General features: G+C 46.0%; 12 protein-coding genes and 3 rRNA genes. 9 read left to right on the forward strand and 6 right to left on the reverse strand.

What is annotated here, in order from left to right; genetic code table 11:
- Window positions 1–20 precede the first annotated feature (20 nt).
- From B1L02_RS12285 to B1L02_RS12320, 9 genes are all read left to right on the forward strand, one after another.
- Window positions 21–3,761: a tape measure protein gene (locus B1L02_RS12285; RefSeq protein WP_088531251.1), complete on the forward strand. Its 3,741-nt coding sequence runs from the start codon at window positions 21–23 to the stop codon at window positions 3,759–3,761.
- Window positions 3,758–4,117 (forward strand): hypothetical protein, encoded by a 360-nt coding sequence (locus tag B1L02_RS12290; RefSeq protein ID WP_088531252.1) that lies wholly within the window; start codon window positions 3,758–3,760, stop codon window positions 4,115–4,117. Before B1L02_RS12285 ends, B1L02_RS12290 begins: the two co-directional genes overlap by 4 nt.
- Before the next feature lie 2 nt (window positions 4,118–4,119).
- Entirely contained in the window at window positions 4,120–6,192 is a 2,073-nt protein-coding gene (locus tag B1L02_RS12295) for a hypothetical protein (protein ID WP_088531253.1), read from the forward strand.
- Complete coding sequence (locus B1L02_RS12300; protein ID WP_088531254.1) at window positions 6,192–7,187, forward strand: hypothetical protein; 996 nt, start codon at window positions 6,192–6,194, stop codon at window positions 7,185–7,187. Before B1L02_RS12295 ends, B1L02_RS12300 begins: the two co-directional genes overlap by 1 nt.
- Window positions 7,187–7,483 (forward strand): hypothetical protein, encoded by a 297-nt coding sequence (locus tag B1L02_RS12305; RefSeq protein WP_088531255.1) that lies wholly within the window; start codon window positions 7,187–7,189, stop codon window positions 7,481–7,483. Before B1L02_RS12300 ends, B1L02_RS12305 begins: the two co-directional genes overlap by 1 nt.
- Window positions 7,480–8,178: a hypothetical protein gene (locus B1L02_RS24525; RefSeq protein WP_223192018.1), complete on the forward strand. Its 699-nt coding sequence runs from the start codon at window positions 7,480–7,482 to the stop codon at window positions 8,176–8,178. Before B1L02_RS12305 ends, B1L02_RS24525 begins: the two co-directional genes overlap by 4 nt.
- A complete protein-coding gene (locus B1L02_RS24530) occupies window positions 8,148–9,125 on the forward strand; it encodes a hypothetical protein (protein ID WP_223192017.1) in 978 nt (325 codons plus the stop codon). Before B1L02_RS24525 ends, B1L02_RS24530 begins: the two co-directional genes overlap by 31 nt.
- Complete coding sequence (locus B1L02_RS12315; RefSeq protein WP_088531256.1) at window positions 9,118–9,342, forward strand: hypothetical protein; 225 nt, start codon at window positions 9,118–9,120, stop codon at window positions 9,340–9,342. Before B1L02_RS24530 ends, B1L02_RS12315 begins: the two co-directional genes overlap by 8 nt.
- Before the next feature lie 118 nt (window positions 9,343–9,460).
- Entirely contained in the window at window positions 9,461–9,973 is a 513-nt protein-coding gene (locus B1L02_RS12320; protein ID WP_088531257.1) for a hypothetical protein, read from the forward strand.
- 364 nt (window positions 9,974–10,337) lie between these two features.
- On the opposite strand, the gene rrf is transcribed toward B1L02_RS12320, so the two are convergent.
- The 6 genes from rrf to B1L02_RS12350 all read right to left on the reverse strand — a co-directional run bounded on the left by rrf (window position 10,338) and on the right by B1L02_RS12350 (window position 21,037).
- Window positions 10,338–10,451: ribosomal RNA gene (gene rrf / locus B1L02_RS12325) — 5S ribosomal RNA — on the reverse strand.
- 191 nt (window positions 10,452–10,642) lie between these two features.
- Window positions 10,643–13,526, reverse strand: a 23S ribosomal RNA gene (locus B1L02_RS12330).
- A gap of 273 nt (window positions 13,527–13,799) precedes the next feature.
- A 16S ribosomal RNA gene (locus B1L02_RS12335) occupies window positions 13,800–15,332 on the reverse strand.
- Together the 16S, 23S and 5S rRNA genes form the textbook arrangement of a ribosomal RNA operon.
- A 628-nt stretch (window positions 15,333–15,960) precedes the next feature.
- Window positions 15,961–16,818, reverse strand: a complete 858-nt coding sequence (locus B1L02_RS12340) for a tetratricopeptide repeat protein (protein ID WP_088531258.1) — start codon at window positions 16,816–16,818, stop codon at window positions 15,961–15,963.
- 78 nt (window positions 16,819–16,896) lie between these two features.
- The gene (locus B1L02_RS12345; protein ID WP_088531259.1) at window positions 16,897–18,819 is read right to left on the reverse strand and encodes a DNA topoisomerase III; all 1,923 of its coding nucleotides are present in this window, start codon (window positions 18,817–18,819) and stop codon (window positions 16,897–16,899) included.
- Between the two features lie 103 nt (window positions 18,820–18,922).
- Window positions 18,923–21,037, reverse strand: a complete 2,115-nt coding sequence (locus B1L02_RS12350) for a methyl-accepting chemotaxis protein (RefSeq protein WP_088531260.1) — start codon at window positions 21,035–21,037, stop codon at window positions 18,923–18,925.
- Between the last annotated feature and the right edge of the window lie 59 nt (window positions 21,038–21,096).

Here is a 21,096-nt window from a genome sequence, read left to right on the forward strand (position 1 = left end):
TTTCAAACTGAGTAAATGGCATGGCAGATAAAACACTCCAGCTCGCATTAAGAATAGTGGCTGAAGCCACTGGCAAACAGAACTTAGAACAACTGGTTGCTGAGCTAAGAAACATTGAACAAAGCGCTGATGATGCCGCACCTGCCACTGACCAACTCGGCCAGAATTTAGATGAGACGGCCCAAGCCGCAAAGCAAACGAGCAAGCAATCAACTGAGCTTGCCGATGACTTAGCGTCGTCAACTACCGCTAGCGCTAAGCTGGGTGAGTCTCTTCAAGACGTCTCAAATAAAGCGAAAACCACGGCGAGCAATACGCAAACACTGAGCGGCGACTTAAATCAAGTTGGTACAGCTACAACGAACGCCAGCCAAAAAGCAGGCGTGCTTGCGGATGTCATAGACGAGCTAGGCAATCAGCAAGAACTTATTCGTGCCTTTGAGCGTTCAAAGCGTGAACTCGAAGAGCAAGAGATTGCCACGGCTGCCGCCGCGCACGCACTCGACCAATTACAAAAACAAGCACAAGACACCACCAAACCATTTGTAGAGCTTGCCCGAGGCATCGACCTTGCAGAGCGAGACTTGCAGCAAATGCGGGCTGAGCTGACGCAGCAAATTACCAAGCATAACTCTCTGCAAGCTGAGCTAAAACGCTCAGGCATTGATACTAAAGACCTTACCGTTGCAAAGCGTAATTTAGCCGCAGGCTTTACTAAAGCTGGTAAGTCTGTTGATGGATTTACGCAAGACCTAAAGCAAGGCAGTGCTGCCCAACAAGCGCATGCGGCAAGCCTTGGTAGCGTCGCAAGCCAAATCGCGGCGGTTGCTGCTGCCTATGTTGGGTTAGACCAAGTTGGCCAAGCTGTGCGCTCCGTGTTTGAAACAGGCGATAAGTTTGAAAAGCTCCAGGTGCAAATGAATGGCCTGATGGGCAGCATTGCCCAAGGTGAGAAGGCCAGCGCCTGGATAACTGAGTTTACTAAAAATACGCCGCTTCAGCTCGGTGAAGTATCACAAGCATTTGTGAAGCTCAAGGCGTTTGGCCTAGACCCAATGGACGGCACGCTGCAATCTATTACAGACAGCGCACTAAAACTAGGTGGAGGTTATCAGGAGGTTGAAGGGATAAGCCTCGCGCTTGGCCAAGCCTGGGCTAAACAGAAACTGCAAGGTGAAGAAATCCTTCAGCTAGTTGAACGTGGTATTCCTGTATGGGATATGCTGCAAACGGTCACGGGTAAAAACGTACAGGAACTACAAAAGTTAAGTAGCGCAGGCCAGCTAGGCCGTGACGTTATCAAACAATTGATTGACGAAATGGGCAGAACCAGCACAGGCAGTGCCGCTGCACAAATGGCATTATTTAGCGGCCAGGTCTCTAACGCCAAAGACAATCTGGAACAGTTTTATAACCTCATTGCTAAGTCTGGTGCAATGGATTGGCTCAAGGGCCAGATTGGTGATTTAAACAAAGAATTTGCTGCAATGGCAGCTGATGGCCGATTGCAAGAATGGGCGCAGTCAATCAGCGATACCATTGTGGCAACCGGCACTGCTATCAAAGACACCATCACTACGCTGTATGAATACCGTGAGGAGATAGGATTTGTAGCCAAAGCGTGGCTTGCGCTTAAAATCGGCTCTTATTTTAGTAGTGTTGTGGCAGGTGCAGTGAGTGCCACCCGGGCATTTGTTACCTATAGAGCCGCCGTAACCGCAGCGACAACAGCCACCAATGCTGCGACCGTTGCTGCAAACCGCTGGCGCAATGTGGCTGGTGTGATTGCCCGAGGCGGTGTGTATTTAGCGCTAACCAATGAGGTTATTAACCTGATTGGTGAGTATCAAAATTTAAAAGTTGCTGAAGCAGGCGTCGCGGAAAGTCAGCGCAATGCCGAGTTACAAGCTGCCAAGTTAAAAGGCGAGTTTGAAGTTATCAGTGCAACCACTGGCATACTGGTAACAAACCTAAAAGAGCTAGAGGCTGCCGTGGCTGCTGGCACGCTGGTCATGAATGAAACCACCGGAGCCTATGAAAACGCAGCACGTAAAGCCGAAGCGCTCGCCGAGGCCACACGCATTGCCGCTGAAGAAGAGCGCAAGCGCCAAGAATTGCTCAGGCTCACCATACCTGAAGCGCTGCGTGTGATAGAAACATTAGAGCAACAGGCGCAAAACCTAAATGGTGTACGCGCTGGTGTTGATGGTTTTATCCAATCCATTGAGTCGGCACGTACCGCGCTCGCTGGTGCTGGGGCTGAGTATAGCCAGCAATTAGTATTACTGGACTCATTAAAAGCTAAGTTTGAATCTCATAACGAATCGCTAGAACGCCAAGCATACCTGACCAACGATGTAAGCAAAGCCTATAAAGAGCTGGGCATCACCAGCGCCGACGCACTGACTCAAACGGCTACTAAATTACAAGGAGCGTTTGAACTACTCCAACAAAGCAATGAACCAGTTGCGATGCAGCAACAAGCCTTTTTGAAGTGGGCCAAAGCCGCCGTTGAAGCCGCCAACGCCACAGACCAAACTGTGCCTGCGTCTGTGCAAGCGGCAGCGGCCGCGCTGGGTTTAACTGCTGAATTGGATAAACTGGTTAACGCTGCTAACAAGCTCAAGCCCGCCACAGATGAAAATAGTACCGCTACAGCAAAGTTTGCCAGTGTGTTAGCCAGCACCCGTGCTGCAATGGAAAACAATAAAAAAATCCTAGACAGCTCTACAGCCTCAGCTGAGCAAAAGGCCAAAGCACAGGCGGCACTAAACCGTCAGACTGGATTGGTGGTAGAACAAGAAACCGATTTGGCGCGGGTGCGAGAGCTAGAAACCAAAAATCTACAAGGGCTAAATGTTGAGCAGCGCAAGCTCGAACAAGAGCTTGAGCAAGTTAATCAACAATACAAGGTAGGCGCATTAACCGCTGAAGACTACCAACACAAAAAGGAGCGGATAAGTAACATCTTATCTGTGGTGAATGACCTACTCGGCGACTTTAAAGATGCACAAGACGATGCAACGAATGCAACCAAGCGAGGAACCCGCGCAACTGAAGATGCAACAAAGGCCAATGAGCGGTCTCTAAAAAGCCTACGTCAACAAAAAGAAGAGTTAGAGCGTGTAAGCCAAAGCGCCAACCGTGCTGCAACCAGCATGAGTAACTACCAAAACCGCAACCGCCCAACGGTTGAGCAGATAGTGGACTATCAGGAAAAGTACGAAACAGGGAGAGGTGCTGCCTATCGATTTGAAAGTGATGAGGTCATTGCCGAGCGCGCCCGTCGCGAGCGCGAGAAAATGCAGCAGCAACAGTACGCGCAGTTTGAGCGTGCAATTAACGCATCCACATCAACGTCAGAGCTATCCAAAATTTATGACCGGATATTTAAACAGCTCGTTTATATCGATGGCGAACAAAAGCGCGCATTGCGAGATTTAATTGACCGCCAGCGTGAATCACTCAAGCAAGTTGCCAGTGCCAAACGCAATCCCACACGCTCAAACACAATCACACCACGTGAAAACACTGAGTATTACAGCCCAAGCCCTGTGCCGACTAGGCCAAACAATAGCTCACCGCTGAGTGATGCGGTAAATGGCAAACTCGATAAATTGCTAACCCTACTGACAGGCCAGCAATCAGGTAAACGCATAGTCTTGGAACTCAAATTACCCAGTGGGAACACCGCTGAGCTGTACACCACTATCCGTGATCAACTTTTAGAAGAGCTAGAACAATTGAGTAACGCCCAATGATAGTAATTAACGCCATAGCGCTACCACACGCCGTGTGGACAGATGAGCACGATTATCAAGCCGTTGCTGAGCAAACGGAACTCGCCATTAACGGTGCGCCCCATATTGAAAAAACGCTGTTACCTGGTCGGCCTATCACGATTGAGAGTGTGCTGGAGACTGCGAGTGCCTACATTGCACTATTTGACCATAGCCGAACCACACTAACCGTGTTTGATATATCGATACGAGGCACGGTATACACCGTGGTTTGGGACCACAGCCAAAAGCCTGTCACGGGCAGCGCCGTCAGTTATTACTCGGATGCAGCACCTGATTTTTTTGAAAACATAACCTTACGACTAAAAACGGTGTAACCATGTTAAGAAGTCACCTTAAAATATTTAAGCCCCAGCGGCTTGGCAGCGCACCCAATGCAGGTGGCCACCGCACCAACAACGCGGTGATAAGCGGAAAGCTAAACGATGTATTTAGCTCAATCAGCGACGTCGATCATGCGCGCAGCGCATTTGATCTTGTAAAACTTTACCCCGCTGTTGCAACGGATGATGCAACAAAATTATCTAAGGCCCATGTATTTATTGCCGACCAACCAGAAGATCCTTTGGTTCACACACTGTTGGTTGAGTCTCCAAATTTACGAGACGATTCACTGCTTGAAGATATGTTGGAGCTTATGACTGCCAGCACGACCAAGTACCACGGGTTGAGTCATTTAACATCGCCATATCAAAGCGGCGAACTGCACCTAAGAGTGCGAGACTTGCAGCGCTCCTTAGCGCCAAGTGTTACTCGCACTCAGTCTAAACAAGGACTGAGACCACAGCTGGACAGTGATAGCGATGTTACGGGCTATCGATACAAAAAGATTGAGTCATTTGGTAATTTAAGTGAGTTCAGTGTGGATATTCCAGACTTATTGCTTGATTACACGAGAGTTGTTGTGCGCGAGCATTCGTGGTTTTCTCTTTGGAAGCAGCACACTATCAACGGCACGGTGGTATCAGGGGAAACGTATGAAGGAAGATATTTGCCTAGCGGTTACTTTCTTTGGATCTACTACTTATCAAAGCTGGATTTTAGGTTTCATTCATTTGCCTCAAGTCAAAACATCACATTAGGTGCGACAGAAACCATTGTTAAAGGGACGGTTAAGCTAAAAAAATCCGGCTCTAGCCAAATAATCACGGATGATGGTAGTGGTCGATTTATTCATTCTGGCTATATTATCGCGACGATTGATTATGATACAGGCGTAATTACTGAGTTAGAGCCAATCGATTATAGCGGGACGGTAAGCGAAGAGCTGGGCGCGTTAATTCAGTTAAAACCACTTTCACTGCGAGAAATCGAATTTGCGTTACCGTCTCAATCATTTGCTCGCAATAGTATTTATATTCGTGCAACGTCTGAGGCTGGCACTGAATATAGTGCATCTAGCGATGACAATGGCAACATCACAGGTACTAATATATCTGGCTCAGTAAGTAGTAATGGCACGGTTTCACTGGTGTTTGCGGTAGATATGGTGCAGGAATCTATCACCTATGATTATGATGAACTCACCATTATCAATGTGCCTAGCCCACCTGGTGGCATTGACCGCAGCAAGCTTCCAGAAGGCGGCTATGTGCCAATATTCCATGAGTTTAATCTTGTGTGCGTTCAAGACCGGAGCAGATCTCAACACGCAACACTGAGTAATGGCCAAGAGCTAACCGTTACTGCTAATGCTAACTGGGTAGATATTGTTGATAATGATGGCCTATCGCTCTACAGCGCCAATGATGACAATTACAGCTATGACAAAGCCACAGGCAAAGTCACAATCAAGCCTGGCATTGCTAACTTTTCCGGCCCGTTCATCATAACAGTAGTGCTCAGTGAGTTGGTTTTAGTGGATGTAATCGACGGCGACACGCTAAAAATACTTTCTCCGCTTAAGCGAACATATGACGTTGGTGCAACGGTCTCAAGCGCTTACGTACTTGGAGACCTACAAGCGCTGACCAAAGATGAACGGACTCTCTCAGCCTGGCAAAATAACTTTGGTGATTTTGGCTCTCCGGCATCGAGTGCGATCAACACCACACAATACCCAATTGAGCTGAGCAACCTCGGCACCATTGCCCAGCGCTGGGCCATTGTATTTACCAGCACTACTGCGTTTTATGTGGTTGGCGAGCATGTAGGCACCATTTATAACGGCGACATTACCAGCGACTGCACGCCCATTAATGCTAATGCGGGGTCCCCATTTTTTGTTCTACGCAAAGAGGCGTTAGGGTCTGGATTGAATCCAGGCGAAGCATTCCTATTTGAAACCACCACAGCAGGCAAACCAATTATGGTCACGCGTTCGGTTAGCCCAGGGCATACAGAAATTAAATATGATAAATCCACGCTCGGATTTAGAGGGAGTAAAGACTAATGCCAACACCTGTAACTGTATATAGATGGGATGACGAAGGTGCACCTCAGATAACTCAGCAATATGGCTCTGCAAATGACATTAAGACTGTATTAGATGCATGTTTAGTAGACGGTTATGGCGCTAAACAACCGCTGGGCTGGTCAAGAGTATTTGATAGTTCAGAAGGTGTTGTTTATCGCAATGATGTAACAGCTGGCTCAGGTGGTATGATCAAGTTTTGGCCCCGCTCTGGAAATTGGTTTGAATCTCTCGGCTCATCATCGACAACTAGCATGGGATTCCAGGCAGCAAAACAGTTCATCAATATCACAACACCGTATCATGCTGGCTACGAGCAATCGTTCTATCACCCTGCAAGAAGCGTTACAAAAGCGTGGGTTATCATTGGGACGTCCACCGCCTTTTATTTAATTATGGGCTATGTAGATCCAACAAAATCGGAACCCTTTAGTGGATATAAAATGCAAAGTGGCAGCAATGTATATAACCTCACACTTTTTTGTGGAGACATTATTTCCACATTGGAAAATGACGCCGGAAAGTTTACCGCGCTATGTGACCCAAAAGAAAGGGATTCAACTACAGCGGGGAACTTACAAACTCTAGATTCATTGAGTAATCCGTTAGACGCAAACATCAGTTATACCTATATGCGTTTATATAGTGCGGATAACAGCGACACAGCAACAAGTTATGCCTTAAGGAACGCCTTACCAAACTTAACGAGTTTATCTTTCCAATGGGATAACCCTGGAACTCTGAGCCCGATATACATTACTAGAAGCCCTATAGCAGGCGCAGGTGTATTAGATCTCACACCAAATGAACCTTGGTTTCGAGGTATTTTACCTGGTTTCTATAATTCGCTCATGGGCTCTGGTGGTAGTGAAGTCTACTGGCCAATGACAACTAAATTAGCAGGCCAATTTTATTGGTTGGTTCGCAGCTCCTCTGGATTAAGTCATCTGTGGATTAACATGGAGGAATGGTGATGCTTGCAAGTAGTATTTTTTGCGGCCCAGTGCTTAACACCGTTGGATTGTTAGAGCTAGATGTAGACCCGAATGCAACTCGTATAATGGTTCAAGATAGATTGAATGGAAATATAATTTATCACGGTGCTTTACTAGGTGAACCAATGTTAAAAGTACTCACTCCAGCCAAATTCTCATTAGACCCAGCTCTGATGGTCACAATATTTGATGATGGAAAAAATGGTGCTCCGCCTCAGTTTAACGCTGAAACCGTTGACAGAGTGCAAGCATCATTACCAGGAACTGGTGAATGATGCAGGTCAGGTTTACGACACCTGCAAATAGCTATACCAGTCCGCTGGTTGTTCGGTTTGGCGGTGGCACAACTCAACCGATTGAAGACAAGGAGATAGTGGCCTACTTTGATGTCGCTTACTCAAATAATGACAACTATGCCGTGCTGGTTGCATTGCAATACACCAACGCGTTTTCACTAGACACAATTTATCAAATGAGCTGGGCAAATGCGATTGCACTCCACAAAGAGGCAATTTTACCTTGGCATGCAAACCAAGCGGCTATTGAGCAGCAAGTAAATACAGGTTGGAAAAGCAGTATGTCTGTTATCACAAAGGAAAGTGAATTTAGCTGGAGTAAAGGACAGGCAAAGTACGTTGAGACAACTCAAGTCTGGAGAGAGGCTTCACAACATGAAACCGCACTTTGCATCTATTACGGGCCGAGTGAACGCGCATATATTTGCTATCGAGTAAACCACCCTCGTAAGGGCCGTGTAATTGTGCGGTTTGAAAACGCGCTGAATGCCAGCCCCCAGATAGGCAAAGTTAAACTCAGAATGTCACCGTTTGAAAAAGTCTGCTATTGGGGATTACCCGGTGGACCAGTTCGCTCAGATGATGACATTCCCCCATCGATTCCAAAATCCCGATTGAGCCACAGATACAGAGATATTACATCATGCAACCATCAATCAGCTGTAATCGACTAAGTGATGATTTAAAAATACTGATAAATAGTATCAACATTACATGGCAACGTGGCCAGTTTGCTGCAACGGGCAACATCAAGTTTTGCAGCAGAATAGATATGGAGCGTGCGATTGGCCAGCAGTTAAAGTTAATCATTAACGGCTATGAGTTCATCATGATTTGCGAGCAACCCAGTACAAGCAATCGGTTTGCGAATAATAGCTATAGCGCATCGATTCGTTCTCGATTGGCAGAGCTGGCTGCACCGTATCAGCGTGAGCGCAATTACGTAAACACCGTAGATAAGACACTCGCAGGTATCATGATCGACATTACAGAAAACACAGGCTGGACGTTAGACAACCAAATGATTGATTACCCAATCCCTGAGGGGGCGTTTTCGTATCGAGGATTGACGCCAGCGGCTGCACTATTAAAAGTAGCCAGCAGTATTGGTGCGATATTGGACATTAACGACACAACCAAAACCGTCTCAGTTGTGCCTGAGTGGCCAGTTAATCCGTGGAGCACAGAGCAAGCAACACCTGATGTCATTCTCAATGATGCTCTAATATTAGAGCACAATACACGAGACACCATTCAGCCTGAGCACAACGTTGTTTTTGTGAGAGGTGAGCAGCAAGGCGTTGCATGTAAAATCAAGCGCCAAGGTACTCCTGCAACTGATTACGCTCGCGACATTGTGGATAATCTAATCACCGATGTACAAGCCGCACGCCAACGTGGCACATGTGAACTAGCAAGAAGTGGTAACAAACGAACTGCAACCATTCGCTCCAAGCTCAAAGCTGACCTACCACCAATCAGACCAGGCATGCTATTAGGTGTAAGGTTCGAAGATGAGCTATACAAAGCAACGGTGGACTCACTGGCCATCTCCGCCAGTATCAGTAACCAAGGCGCGATTATGGTAAATCAAACAATTCAGGCGGTACGCAATGTCTAACACACTAAACAGACTCGGTTCAGTACTCTCCGGCACACAGCGCAGTATAGTAAAAGTGCTAACAGTTAATAATGATGGCACCACCACAGTAGAGCACAGCGACGGGACAACCAGTCGTGTGCTAGGTGATAGCGTTCAAGAAGGCTCTGTGTATATAGAGAATGATCGCATCACAGGGCAAGCACCAGACTTGCCGTATAGTGAGGTAGTAATTTAGTGTCAGAGATCAAAGATAAGCTACCCAGAATCATTTATAGTGTAAATTTAATGTAATGAAACCAGCTAAATAGTTCGAGCACTACATTTATTATTTAATCATAAGGATAAGAACTCTAATGAAAATTAATGACGATCACCTTTACCATGGAGCCGCGTTGACTCAAATAGCTGAGCATGCGCAATTTACTGCTATTAATGCGTTTAGAGATGGGAAAAAAGTTTCACGTAGCAGCTTTCTGATAAATAATGATATTGCTGTTTACTTCAAATACTCGACAAAACCAACTAAGGCTTTTAAGGAGTACAGCTTCACATTCAACAAATCACATTTGAAAGAACTTAAGGAAATCGAGAGTAGAGCTAAAAAAGCTTTTGTTGCTCTTGTATGTGTGGAGGATCGGCAGATTTGTTTAATTTCAAGGACCGAGCTCACAGAGCTGATTGAAGAACGGCGAGAAGTAAAAGGAAGTAATGAGGATACATATACATTATTAGTAACTGTACCGAAAGGAAAAAGCTTGCGAGCATATATGAATGCACCTGGCCAGAAGAAGAAAAAGTTATCTGAGAAAATCATCTCAAGAAACTTGTTCCCATCAAAGATATTCGAAGAATCAGAAACTGTTTAGAAATACGACATGAAGACTGATTGAAACCTGAATCATGAAAGTGTCTAGCTTACTAATAGACACTTTCAACTTATTAAAACCTCTTTAAGCATATTAAAAGTTGACTTTTCGCGGTTTTCGCACATTTTCTATTAAGTTTTCGCGCGCGGCATCACACATGGGTAATCCACACTATCATTGACCGGGGCCGACCCTTCGGCTGTTTTGTTTCACTTCTGAGTTCGGGTGACGAGAAACCGAAGCACCGCTTCGCAGTTCGAGGAAGTGAGCGCAAGGACGCGCGAAGGGGAGATGCTACATGGAAGTACTTTACTCCAAACGAAAAAAACCCGTCGCATCTCTGCAACGGGTTTCTCTTATTTGGCCCTGGCGATGTTCTACTTTCACATGGGTAATCCACACTATCATCGACGCTGTTTTGTTTCACTTCTGAGTTCGGCATGGGGTCAGGTGGTTCCAAAACGCTATAGTCACCAGGAAAACTGGGTGCAAATGTCTAATGACATCGTGCCTCGCACGAGCATTCCATTTGCGCAAGGTGAACCGATTTCGCGATACCGCTGAGGTTGGTCACCTTGTTTAATTCTTAAATCCGGAAAAAGCTTATTAAATTCTTTTGTCTACTTTAGTCTATTAACTTCTGTCGCTTATAAACCACTTTGGCGTTGTATGGTTAAGCCTCACGGGTAATTAGTACGAGTTAGCTTAATGCCTCACAGCACTTCCACATCTCGCCTATCAACGTTGTAGTCTTCAACGGCCCTTCAGTTGACTCTAAGTCAAAGTGAGAACTCATCTCGAGGCTCGCTTCCCGCTTAGATGCTTTCAGCGGTTATCGATTCCGAACGTAGCTACCGGGCAATGCAATTGGCATCACAACCCGAACACCAGCGGTTCGTCCACTCCGGTCCTCTCGTACTAGGAGCAGCCCCTCTCAATTCTCAAACGCCCACGGCAGATAGGGACCGAACTGTCTCACGACGTTCTAAACCCAGCTCGCGTACCACTTTAAATGGCGAACAGCCATACCCTTGGGACCGACTTCAGCCCCAGGATGTGATGAGCCGACATCGAGGTGCCAAACACCGCCGTCGATATGAACTCTTGGGCGGTATCAGCCTGTTATCCCCGGAGTACCTTTTATCCGTTGAGCGATGGCCCTTCCATTCAGAACCACCGGATCACTATGACCTACTTTCGTACCTGCTCGACGTGTCTGTCTCGCAGTTAAGCTTGCTTCTACCATTACACTAACCGTACGATGTCCGACCGTACTTAGCAAACCTTCGTGCTCCTCCGTTACTCTTTGGGAGGAGACCGCCCCAGTCAAACTACCCACCAGGCACTGTCCTCAACCCCGATTCAGGGGCCTAAGTTAGAACATCAACACTACAAGGGTGGTATTTCAAGGTCGGCTCCACACAAACTAGCGTCTGCGCTTCAAAGCCTCCCACCTATCCTACACATGTAGGGTCAATGTTCAGTGCCAAGCTGTAGTAAAGGTTCACGGGGTCTTTCCGTCTAGCCGCGGGTACACAGCATCTTCACTGCGATTTCAATTTCACTGAGTCTCGGGTGGAGACAGCGTGGCCATGGTTACACCATTCGTGCAGGTCGGAACTTACCCGACAAGGAATTTCGCTACCTTAGGACCGTTATAGTTACGGCCGCCGTTTACCGGGGCTTCGATCAAGAGCTTCGCCTAAGCTAACCCCATCAATTAACCTTCCGGCACCGGGCAGGTGTCACACCGTATACGTCATCTTACGATTTTGCACAGTGCTGTGTTTTTAATAAACAGTCCCAGCCACCTGGTCACTGCGGCTCTCGTTTGCTTACAGAGCAAGTCTTTCACAAACAAGAGCGTACCTTCTCCCGAAGTTACGGTACAATTTTGCCTAGTTCCTTCACCCGAGTTCTCTCAAGCGCCTTAGTATTCTCTACCTGACCACCTGTGTCGGTTTAGGGTACGATTCAGTATGAACTGAAGCTTAGAGGCTTTTCCTGGAAGTAGGGCATCAACAACTTCACCACCTTAGTGGCTCGTCTCGACTCTCAGCCTTAGCAACCCGGATTTTCCTAAGTCACCAGCCTACAGCCTTTCACATGGACAACCAACGCCATGCTTGCCTAGCCTGCTCCGTCCCCCCATCGCATTCATACCGAGTACGGGAATATTAACCCGTTTCCCATCGACTACGCTCTTCAGCCTCGCCTTAGGGGTCGACTCACCCTACCCTGATTAACATGGGATAGGAACCCTTGGTCTTCCGGCGGAGGAGTTTTTCACTCCTCTTGTCGTTACTCATGTCAGCATTCGCACTTCTGATATGTCCAGCATGCCTCCCGGCACACCTTCAGCCACTTACAGAACGCTCCCCTACCCCGCGAATAAATTCGCAGCCGTAGCTTCGGTGGTATGTTTAGCCCCGTTACATCTTCCGCGCAGGCCGACTCGACTAGTGAGCTATTACGCTTTCTTTAAAGGGTGGCTGCTTCTAAGCCAACCTCCTAGCTGTTTTAGCCTTCCCACATCGTTTCCCACTTAACATACACTTTGGGACCTTAGCTGACGGTCTGGGTTGTTTCCCTCTCCACGACGGACGTTAGCACCCGCCGTGTGTCTCCCGGATATTACTTTACGGTATTCGGAGTTTGCAAAGGGTTGGTAAGTCGGGATGACCCCCTAGCCTTAACAGTGCTCTACCCCCGTAAGTATTCGTCCGAGGCTCTACCTAAATAGATTTCGGGGAGAACCAGCTATCTCCCGGTTTGATTAGCCTTTCACTCCTAGCCACAGGTCATCCCCTAACTTTTCAACGTTAGTGGGTTCGGTCCTCCAGTTGATGTTACTCAACCTTCAACCTGCCCATGGCTAGATCACCGGGTTTCGGGTCTATACCCTGCAACTTAAGCGCCCAGTTAAGACTCGCTTTCGCTACGGCTCCCCTAAATGGTTAACCTCGCTACAGAATATAAGTCGCTGACCCATTATACAAAAGGTACGCAGTCACCCAACAAGTAGGCTCCTACTGCTTGTACGTACACGGTTTCAGGTTCTATTTCACTCCCCTCACAGGGGTTCTTTTCGCCTTTCCCTCACGGTACTGGTTCACTATCGGTCAGTTGGGAGTATTTAGCCTTGGAGGATGGTCCCCCCATATTCAGTCAAAGTTTCACGTGCTCCGACCTACTCGATTTCACTTTAAATAAGTTGTCGTGTACGGGACTATCACCCTGTTTCGTCATGCTTTCCAGCATATTCCACTAACTACATTAAAGCTTAAGGGCTGCTCCGATTTCGCTCGCCGCTACTTTCGGAATCTCGGTTGATTTCTTTTCCTACGGGTACTTAGATGTTTCAGTTCTCCGCGTTCGCCTCGTTAACCTATGTATTCAGTTAACGATACCTGCAAAGCAGGTGGGTTCCCCCATTCGGAAATCCTAGTCTCAAGCGCCTCTTACTGGCTTGACTAGGCTTATCGCAAGTTAGTACGTCCTTCATCGCCTCCAACTGCCAAGGCATCCACCGTGTACGCTTAGTCACTTAACCATACAACCCAAAATAGTTTTAAGTTGTAAATCAAAGACTGATTTAACTTCGCCAGAAGTTAATATTGAATACTAAAGTAGACGCTAATTAATTGTTCTATATAGAACTATTAATCGGCATTTTCTTTCGAAAACTCGATAAATAACTTTACGTTATCTATCAGAATTTAATTTTTCAGCTTTTCCAAATTTTTAAAGAGCAATATCACTTAGCCATCAGGCCAAGCAACAATCATCTGTGTGGACACTTCGAACAAATAAGTTCTAAATCGTATAAGGAGGTGATCCAGCCCCAGGTTCCCCTAGGGCTACCTTGTTACGACTTCACCCCAGTCATGAATCACTCCGTGGTGAACGTCCTCCCTAAGGTTAGACTATCCACTTCTGGAGCAACCCACTCCCATGGTGTGACGGGCGGTGTGTACAAGGCCCGGGAACGTATTCACCGCAACATTCTGATTTGCGATTACTAGCGATTCCGACTTCATGGAGTCGAGTTGCAGACTCCAATCCGGACTACGACAGGCTTTAAGGGATTCGCTCACTATCGCTAGCTCGCTGCTCTCTGTACCTGCCATTGTAGCACGTGTGTAGCCCTACACGTAAGGGCCATGATGACTTGACGTCGTCCCCACCTTCCTCCGGTTTATCACCGGCAGTCTCCTTAGAGTTCCCGACCGAATCGCTGGCAACTAAGGATAGGGGTTGCGCTCGTTGCGGGACTTAACCCAACATCTCACAACACGAGCTGACGACAGCCATGCAGCACCTGTATCAGAGTTCCCGAAGGCACCAAACCATCTCTGGTAAGTTCTCTGTATGTCAAGTGTAGGTAAGGTTCTTCGCGTTGCATCGAATTAAACCACATGCTCCACCGCTTGTGCGGGCCCCCGTCAATTCATTTGAGTTTTAACCTTGCGGCCGTACTCCCCAGGCGGTCTACTTAATGCGTTAGCTTTGGAAAAGTTGTCCGAAGACCCCAGCTCCTAGTAGACATCGTTTACGGCGTGGACTACCAGGGTATCTAATCCTGTTTGCTCCCCACGCTTTCGTACATGAGCGTCAGTGTTGACCCAGGTGGCTGCCTTCGCCATCGGTATTCCTTCAGATCTCTACGCATTTCACCGCTACACCTGAAATTCTACCACCCTCTATCACACTCTAGTTTGCCAGTTCGAAATGCAGTTCCCAGGTTAAGCCCGGGGCTTTCACATCTCGCTTAACAAACCGCCTGCGTACGCTTTACGCCCAGTAATTCCGATTAACGCTCGCACCCTCCGTATTACCGCGGCTGCTGGCACGGAGTTAGCCGGTGCTTCTTCTGTCAGTAACGTCACAGCTAGCAGGTATTAACTACTAACCTTTCCTCCTGACTGAAAGTGCTTTACAACCCGAAGGCCTTCTTCACACACGCGGCATGGCTGCATCAGGCTTGCGCCCATTGTGCAATATTCCCCACTGCTGCCTCCCGTAGGAGTCTGGACCGTGTCTCAGTTCCAGTGTGACTGATCATCCTCTCAAACCAGCTAGGGATCGTCGCCTTGGTGAGCCTTTACCTCACCAACTAGCTAATCCCACTTGGGCCAATCTAAAGGCGAGAGCCGAAGCCCCCTTTGGTCCGTAGACATTATGCGGTATTAGCCATCGTTTCCAATGGTTGTCCCCCACCTCAAGGCATGTTCCCAAGCATTACTCACCCGTCCGCCGCTCGTCATCTTCTAGCAAGCTAGAAATGTTACCGCTCGACTTGCATGTGTTAGGCCTGCCGCCAGCGTTCAATCTGAGCCATGATCAAACTCTTCAATTAAAAGTTTTTTGTTTGAAGTAAACTTCAAACCATGCTCAATGAATTCTGATTGTTTGTTTCTACTTTTCAAAAAAGTAAAATCAAAACGAATTGACTATATAGTCACTCAGTTACAATTGAGACTCTAAATTTGTTTGCGTCATCTAGCGAACTAGAATCTGCTGTTAGAACTCAATCTGTACGAGTGCCCACACAGATGATTGCTTCATATTTTTAAAGAACGTTTCGAAACATTTCGTTGTTTCGAGGGATGTGCATTCTAAGCATTCCCGATTTTTTGTCAACACTTAATTTTGAATTTCTTTAGCAGAAGTTTCGATTTTAAGTTTTACTTGACGCTAACTCGTTGCTGCTTTGCTTTTCAGCGTGGCGCCCCGTGTCAGTGGGGTCGCATTATAGGGCGATCCGATTTTAGTGCAACCCTTTTTTTCATTAAAACTTATAAAAAAGGCTCGTTCGAACAGAAAACACACAAAACCACTTAAAAACCACACAAATGCAATATTTTCTTCATAAAACTGTCACCAGTTTCCGTAAAGGGATCATAAGTATTGATCAAATTTGGGAGGATGCAAGATACAGTTGAATAAATTTTCACCTGCATCTTGGTATTTAACTCTCTACTCTTTTAGTAAAGAAGACTATATAGCTTTCGGCGATATACTGAAGCAACACTATCGCCATCAGGAAGCGAAGCGATAATATCTAAGAATCCCTTTTTGGCTTCACCGTAATTCATATCTTTCTTAAGCACCATAAGTAGGCTTGCCAATGCTTCTTCTTTTTTACCCACATCTAACAGAGCTTGAGCTAGCTGACAACGTAAGTCTAATGAATCAGGCTCAGCTTCCACCGCTTGTTCTAATCGCTTTACCTCTGGTGAATCTTGCGCAGCCGCAGCATGCGCCAATTTAGCAACTAAATTATGGTAATACGGGTCCCGCTGTTCTTCATCTACAGAATCTAATAATGCTTGAGCTTCATCAAATTTTTGAATTTGCATACAGATATCAGCGAACACCAACTTAACTCGAGTATTACTACTATCAATATCGTATGCCTTCTTCGCATAACCAAAAGCATTATTTAGATCGCCGCTTGCAAGAAATTGCTTTGCTTGATCAAGTAAAATAACTTCAGGTGCTGGTAGATGTTCAGACAAAGCTTCTTTAATTTCTTCTTCTGTTTTTGCACCTGCCAACATATCTACCGGCGAACCACCTTTTAAAATCACAATCGTCGGCAAAGCTTGTAAACCAATTTGCTGAGCAAGTTGAGATGCCAGTGCTTGTTGGACATCACAATCAATAACGCCTATGGTTATATGCTCACTATAAGCCGTCGCGATCCCATCTAATATTTGGTCTTGCTGAACACATTCAGGGTTTTGATTGCTATAAAAGGTCAGCAACAACACCTTCTCTGGATTTGGATCGGTTATTACTTGCTGAATGTTTTCAGGGGTAAGTTGAATTTTATTGCTCATGCTCTACTTTCTGTCTGAGTAATTAATATGGTTGATATAGTGACACTATCTGAATTTACAACCAAGCCGATAAAACAATTATGCAGAGCTTGGCTTTCTCTTTCGAGTATATTTCCCCTTTCTTGCCCCACGTTTTTTAAATGCAGGTACAGGCACACCTTTCAGTGCATTCGTATTGATAGACTGAGCGCTGTTAATAAATGCACCTAACTCATTACAAAGCGGTTGCATAAATTGATTATACGACGTTTCCTTTTTGGCGATCTTCCCAAGCAATGATTCCCAGAGCGCAGTTCTGTCTGGTAATGAAAGTGACTCAGGCAGGGTTTGAATGAATGCCTTACCCAGTGCCGTAGAGTATATCGTCTTACCTTCTCGTCTAAGAAACTGCCGTCTAAACAAAAGCTCAATAATTCCGGCCCGCGTCGCCTCAGTGCCAAGCCCGTCAGTGTCTTTTAATACCTTTTTGATAGATTGATCGGAAACAAACCGCGAAATACCAGTCATTGCGCCTAATAATGTGGCTTCTGTGTAATGCTTTGGCGGCTGAGTTTGTTTTTCTTTAACTTCACCTTTCTCACACAAAAGTTGCTCTCCCACCTGTAACTCCGGCAATAGGTTTTCTTTCTCGGCCTCGTGACCTTTAAACAGTATCTTGAATCCTTTATCTGTTATTTGCTTGGCTTGCGCCTTGAATTGACCACCACTAATCTCCAACTCCACCTTAGTTTCATTGTAGCGGTAGGGATGTAAGAATTGCGCAAGGTACTGTACAGAAATGAGCTGATAGACCTGCAACTCTCTATGTCCAAGCTGAACACTGCGAAGCTTTTTAGTGGTTGGAATAATAGCGTGATGCGCTTCTACCTTTTTGTCATTCCAACACGCTCCTTTTAGATCCATATCAGCTAACTTAATAAACTTACTTTCTATTCCCTGATTGTGCTCGGCAGCCGCAATGACTTGCTCTCTTTCAACAAAGTGTTCTTGTGGTAGATAACGATTATCTGATCTAGGGTAAGTGATCAGTTTATGTTTCTCATAGAGTGCCTGACAAATATCCAACACTTGCTGAGCCGATAAACCGTAGCGCTTGTTTGCGTCAATCTGCAAAGAAGAAAGGTTATAGGGTAACGGCGGGTTTATCTTTTTTGGTTTCGTTTCAACTTTATTTATTGTAGCTTGCTTTTGACTGATCCGATCCGCAACATTTTCAGCTAAGGCTTTAACCAGAACACGCCCATCTTCGTCCATATAGGGCTTACATGCTTCACTTGGTACCCACTTAGCTTCAAAAACTCCCCAACCCGGTTTATTGATGTGCGCAATCACCTCATAAAATGGTTTAGAGACAAAGTTCTCGATTTCTAGATCTCTTCTAACAACCAAGCCAAGTACCGGCGTTTGCACTCTGCCAACCGACAAAACGGTATTCACTCCCGCTTTTTGCCCAGCCAATGTAAATGCTCTGGTTAAATTCATACCAAATAGCCAATCCGCTCTAGCTCTTGCAAGCGCAGATACACTTAAAGGAACAAACTCTTGATTAGAACGTGTCGAAGCCAATGCCTTTTTCACAGCTTGTGGGTTCAAATCACTGATCAACAAGCGCCGGATCGTTGCTCTTTTCCGCTCTGGCAAATTTACGAATTGAAATACTTCGTCCACGAGCAATTGCCCTTCTCTATCTGGATCTCCAGCATGGTAGATTTCATCAGCTTTTGTGAGTAACTTTTTTAAAGTGCTAAGCTGCTTTTTTGTTTTTGGCTTTGCTTTGAACTGCCATTGAGTAGGCACGATTGGTAGATCATGAAACTGCCATTTTTTGTATTTGGCGTCGTAGTCTTCAGGTTCTGCTTGTTCCAACAAGTGGCCTATACACCAAGAAACCACATCACCATTCGCAACTTCTATATAACCATCTTGTTTTTTATGTGGTTTTGGTAAGACATCGGCGATTGCTCGACCTAAAGAGGGTTTTTCTGCGATATAGAGTTTCATGATTGGCTTAACTGTATATAGATACAGTTATCATAGTGAATTTTGATAAAAAACGCCATAGCTGCAAAGAGACTGTCTCCAGTCTCTTTGCAAAACAACAAACTTACGTTCTTAGTAAATTAAGTTGCTTATGTTTCTGTTCGACTATCAGCGTCATTGAACTGGCCGCTTGCTCTACTTCATCTGCGAACTTCGAAAGCTCAGCAGCGGCATCTGAAATGCCCGTTGTATTTGTATTAATTTCCTCAGTAACCATGCTTTGCTCTTCAGCTGCCGTCGCAATTTGTGTTACTTCATTAGAAATGCTTGTCAGCTCAGCAACCAGCGTACTCATTAACCTAGCCGATTCTTGGCAATAACTCACTGCATCTTCACCTAACTGCACAGAGCTTTCAATGATACGGCCAGAGTTCGCGACCTCGCTCTGCAAGTTATCTATCAGTTTACTAATGTCGTCCGTCGAGGCTTGTGTTTTTGAGGCCAAGGCTCGAACTTCGTCTGCAACAACCGCAAAACCACGCCCTTGTTCTCCGGCCCTTGCAGCTTCAATTGCCGCGTTTAAGGCAAGTAAGTTAGTTTGCTCTGCAATGGCTCTGATCACTTCTAGTATTTTAGAAATATCATCACTGCGCTCAGACACCTTCACGACCGCTTGTTTTGCATCAATGACTTGATCCGCCATTGATTGCACCGTTTCAGTCGTTTTAATGATGCTTTGTTCGCTTTGCTGAACTTGATCTGCGGCTTGATTCGTACTTGCAGCCGCTTTTTCCGACGCCCGAGCCACCTCTGAAGCGGTTGCACTAAGTTCGTTAATTGCAGTAACTACGCTATCTATTTCTAAATGCTGATTAGCGACTTTGTTTTTGATGTTTATCGCGGCTTCTGTTGTTCGATGCGACTGCTCGTAGGAAGATTCAGCAAGACCTTTGAGGTCATCAATCATCTTTCGTAGTTTATCAGTAAAGCGGTTAAAGCCATGCGCCAACGCAATCAACTCAGCATGATGGCTCACCTCTAGCTCATGCGTTAAATCACCTTCGCTAGAAGCTAAGTTCTCTACCCGCTCCTGAATATGAGTAAGCGGGCCGATAATTGTGTTCACTAATACCACCGCAATGGCAATGCCAATAACAGCAATAACAATACCGATAATAAGCATCCAGCGACCAACGGAGTCCGTCGACGCCTCCAACTGACTTTGCAGCGTTGTAGCAGAGCTAAGAGCAATTGCCTTTGGGAGTTCGATTACAAGAGACCAAGTGGTGTTTGGCAATGCTATTTTAATCGGTACCGCTACTACCAAGTCCTCACCAAGCTCTCTAATCCCAGAACCTGTGTGCAGCGATTTTAACATCTCAGCCCTATCTGACTTTGTCGATTCCGCAAGTGGGCGCGCTAAGTTTTTGTAGTGACTAGAGCCCACGACAAGGCCAAGTTCACTGAGCAAAGTTACCTTTGCGGCTCCTGAATAAAGCGAGTTTGAGAGTTCGTCCACCATAGTTTGGAAAATAGGTAAATTTACATCCACGCCCACTAAGCCTCGAAATTGACCATTGACCACAACCGGCGTGGTTAATGAGGTCATCAACATTTTGTTGCCCGGAGAAATTTCATATAAGTAAGGCTCCATGATGCAAGGCGCTACTTTGTCTTTTGCACACAAATACCACTCTGCCTCTCGTAGGCCAAACTCATTGATTGCATCGGCGTATTTTTCTTCTGCCGACTCAACTTTTTGCTGCATCGGACCACTGGCTTCTTGAGTAAAGTAGAGCTCTAAGGTACCAGCGCCCAGCACAGAGTGACTCGAACCACCTTGATTGCTGGCATCATTGCCATCGTAACCATTAGGTTCAAACTGTGCATACATGGAAGAGACAAAGCGATTTTGCTTGAGCGCGCCATTGACAATTTCTTGCACTTGTTCACGGCTCAGAGGATCCTGTTTGGCGGTATGAGATAACACACCTGCCAAAGTGTAAGGAACACGATAGGCTTCATTAATAAAGCCAGCCACGCGTTGCCCATATTGATTACCTTTAGCTATGAGGCCTTGGGATATTTCATCATAAATCGCTTGTTGGACTCCTTCACTTTGCTTGGTATTTTCTGCTGCAAGGTGAAACCACATTGTTGTCACTAATATAACAACCAAACTCGTTACCAATACTGTTACAAAGAGTAAGAGTTTGTTTTTAATCGAAGCTTGTTTCATAACATTCCCAGTTTTTTAGACTTAGTATGCAAAAAATTGCACTGCACGTTCATCATCAA

The organism is Pseudoalteromonas piscicida, assembly GCF_002208135.1.
Taxonomy (GTDB): domain Bacteria; phylum Pseudomonadota; class Gammaproteobacteria; order Enterobacterales; family Alteromonadaceae; genus Pseudoalteromonas; species Pseudoalteromonas piscicida_A.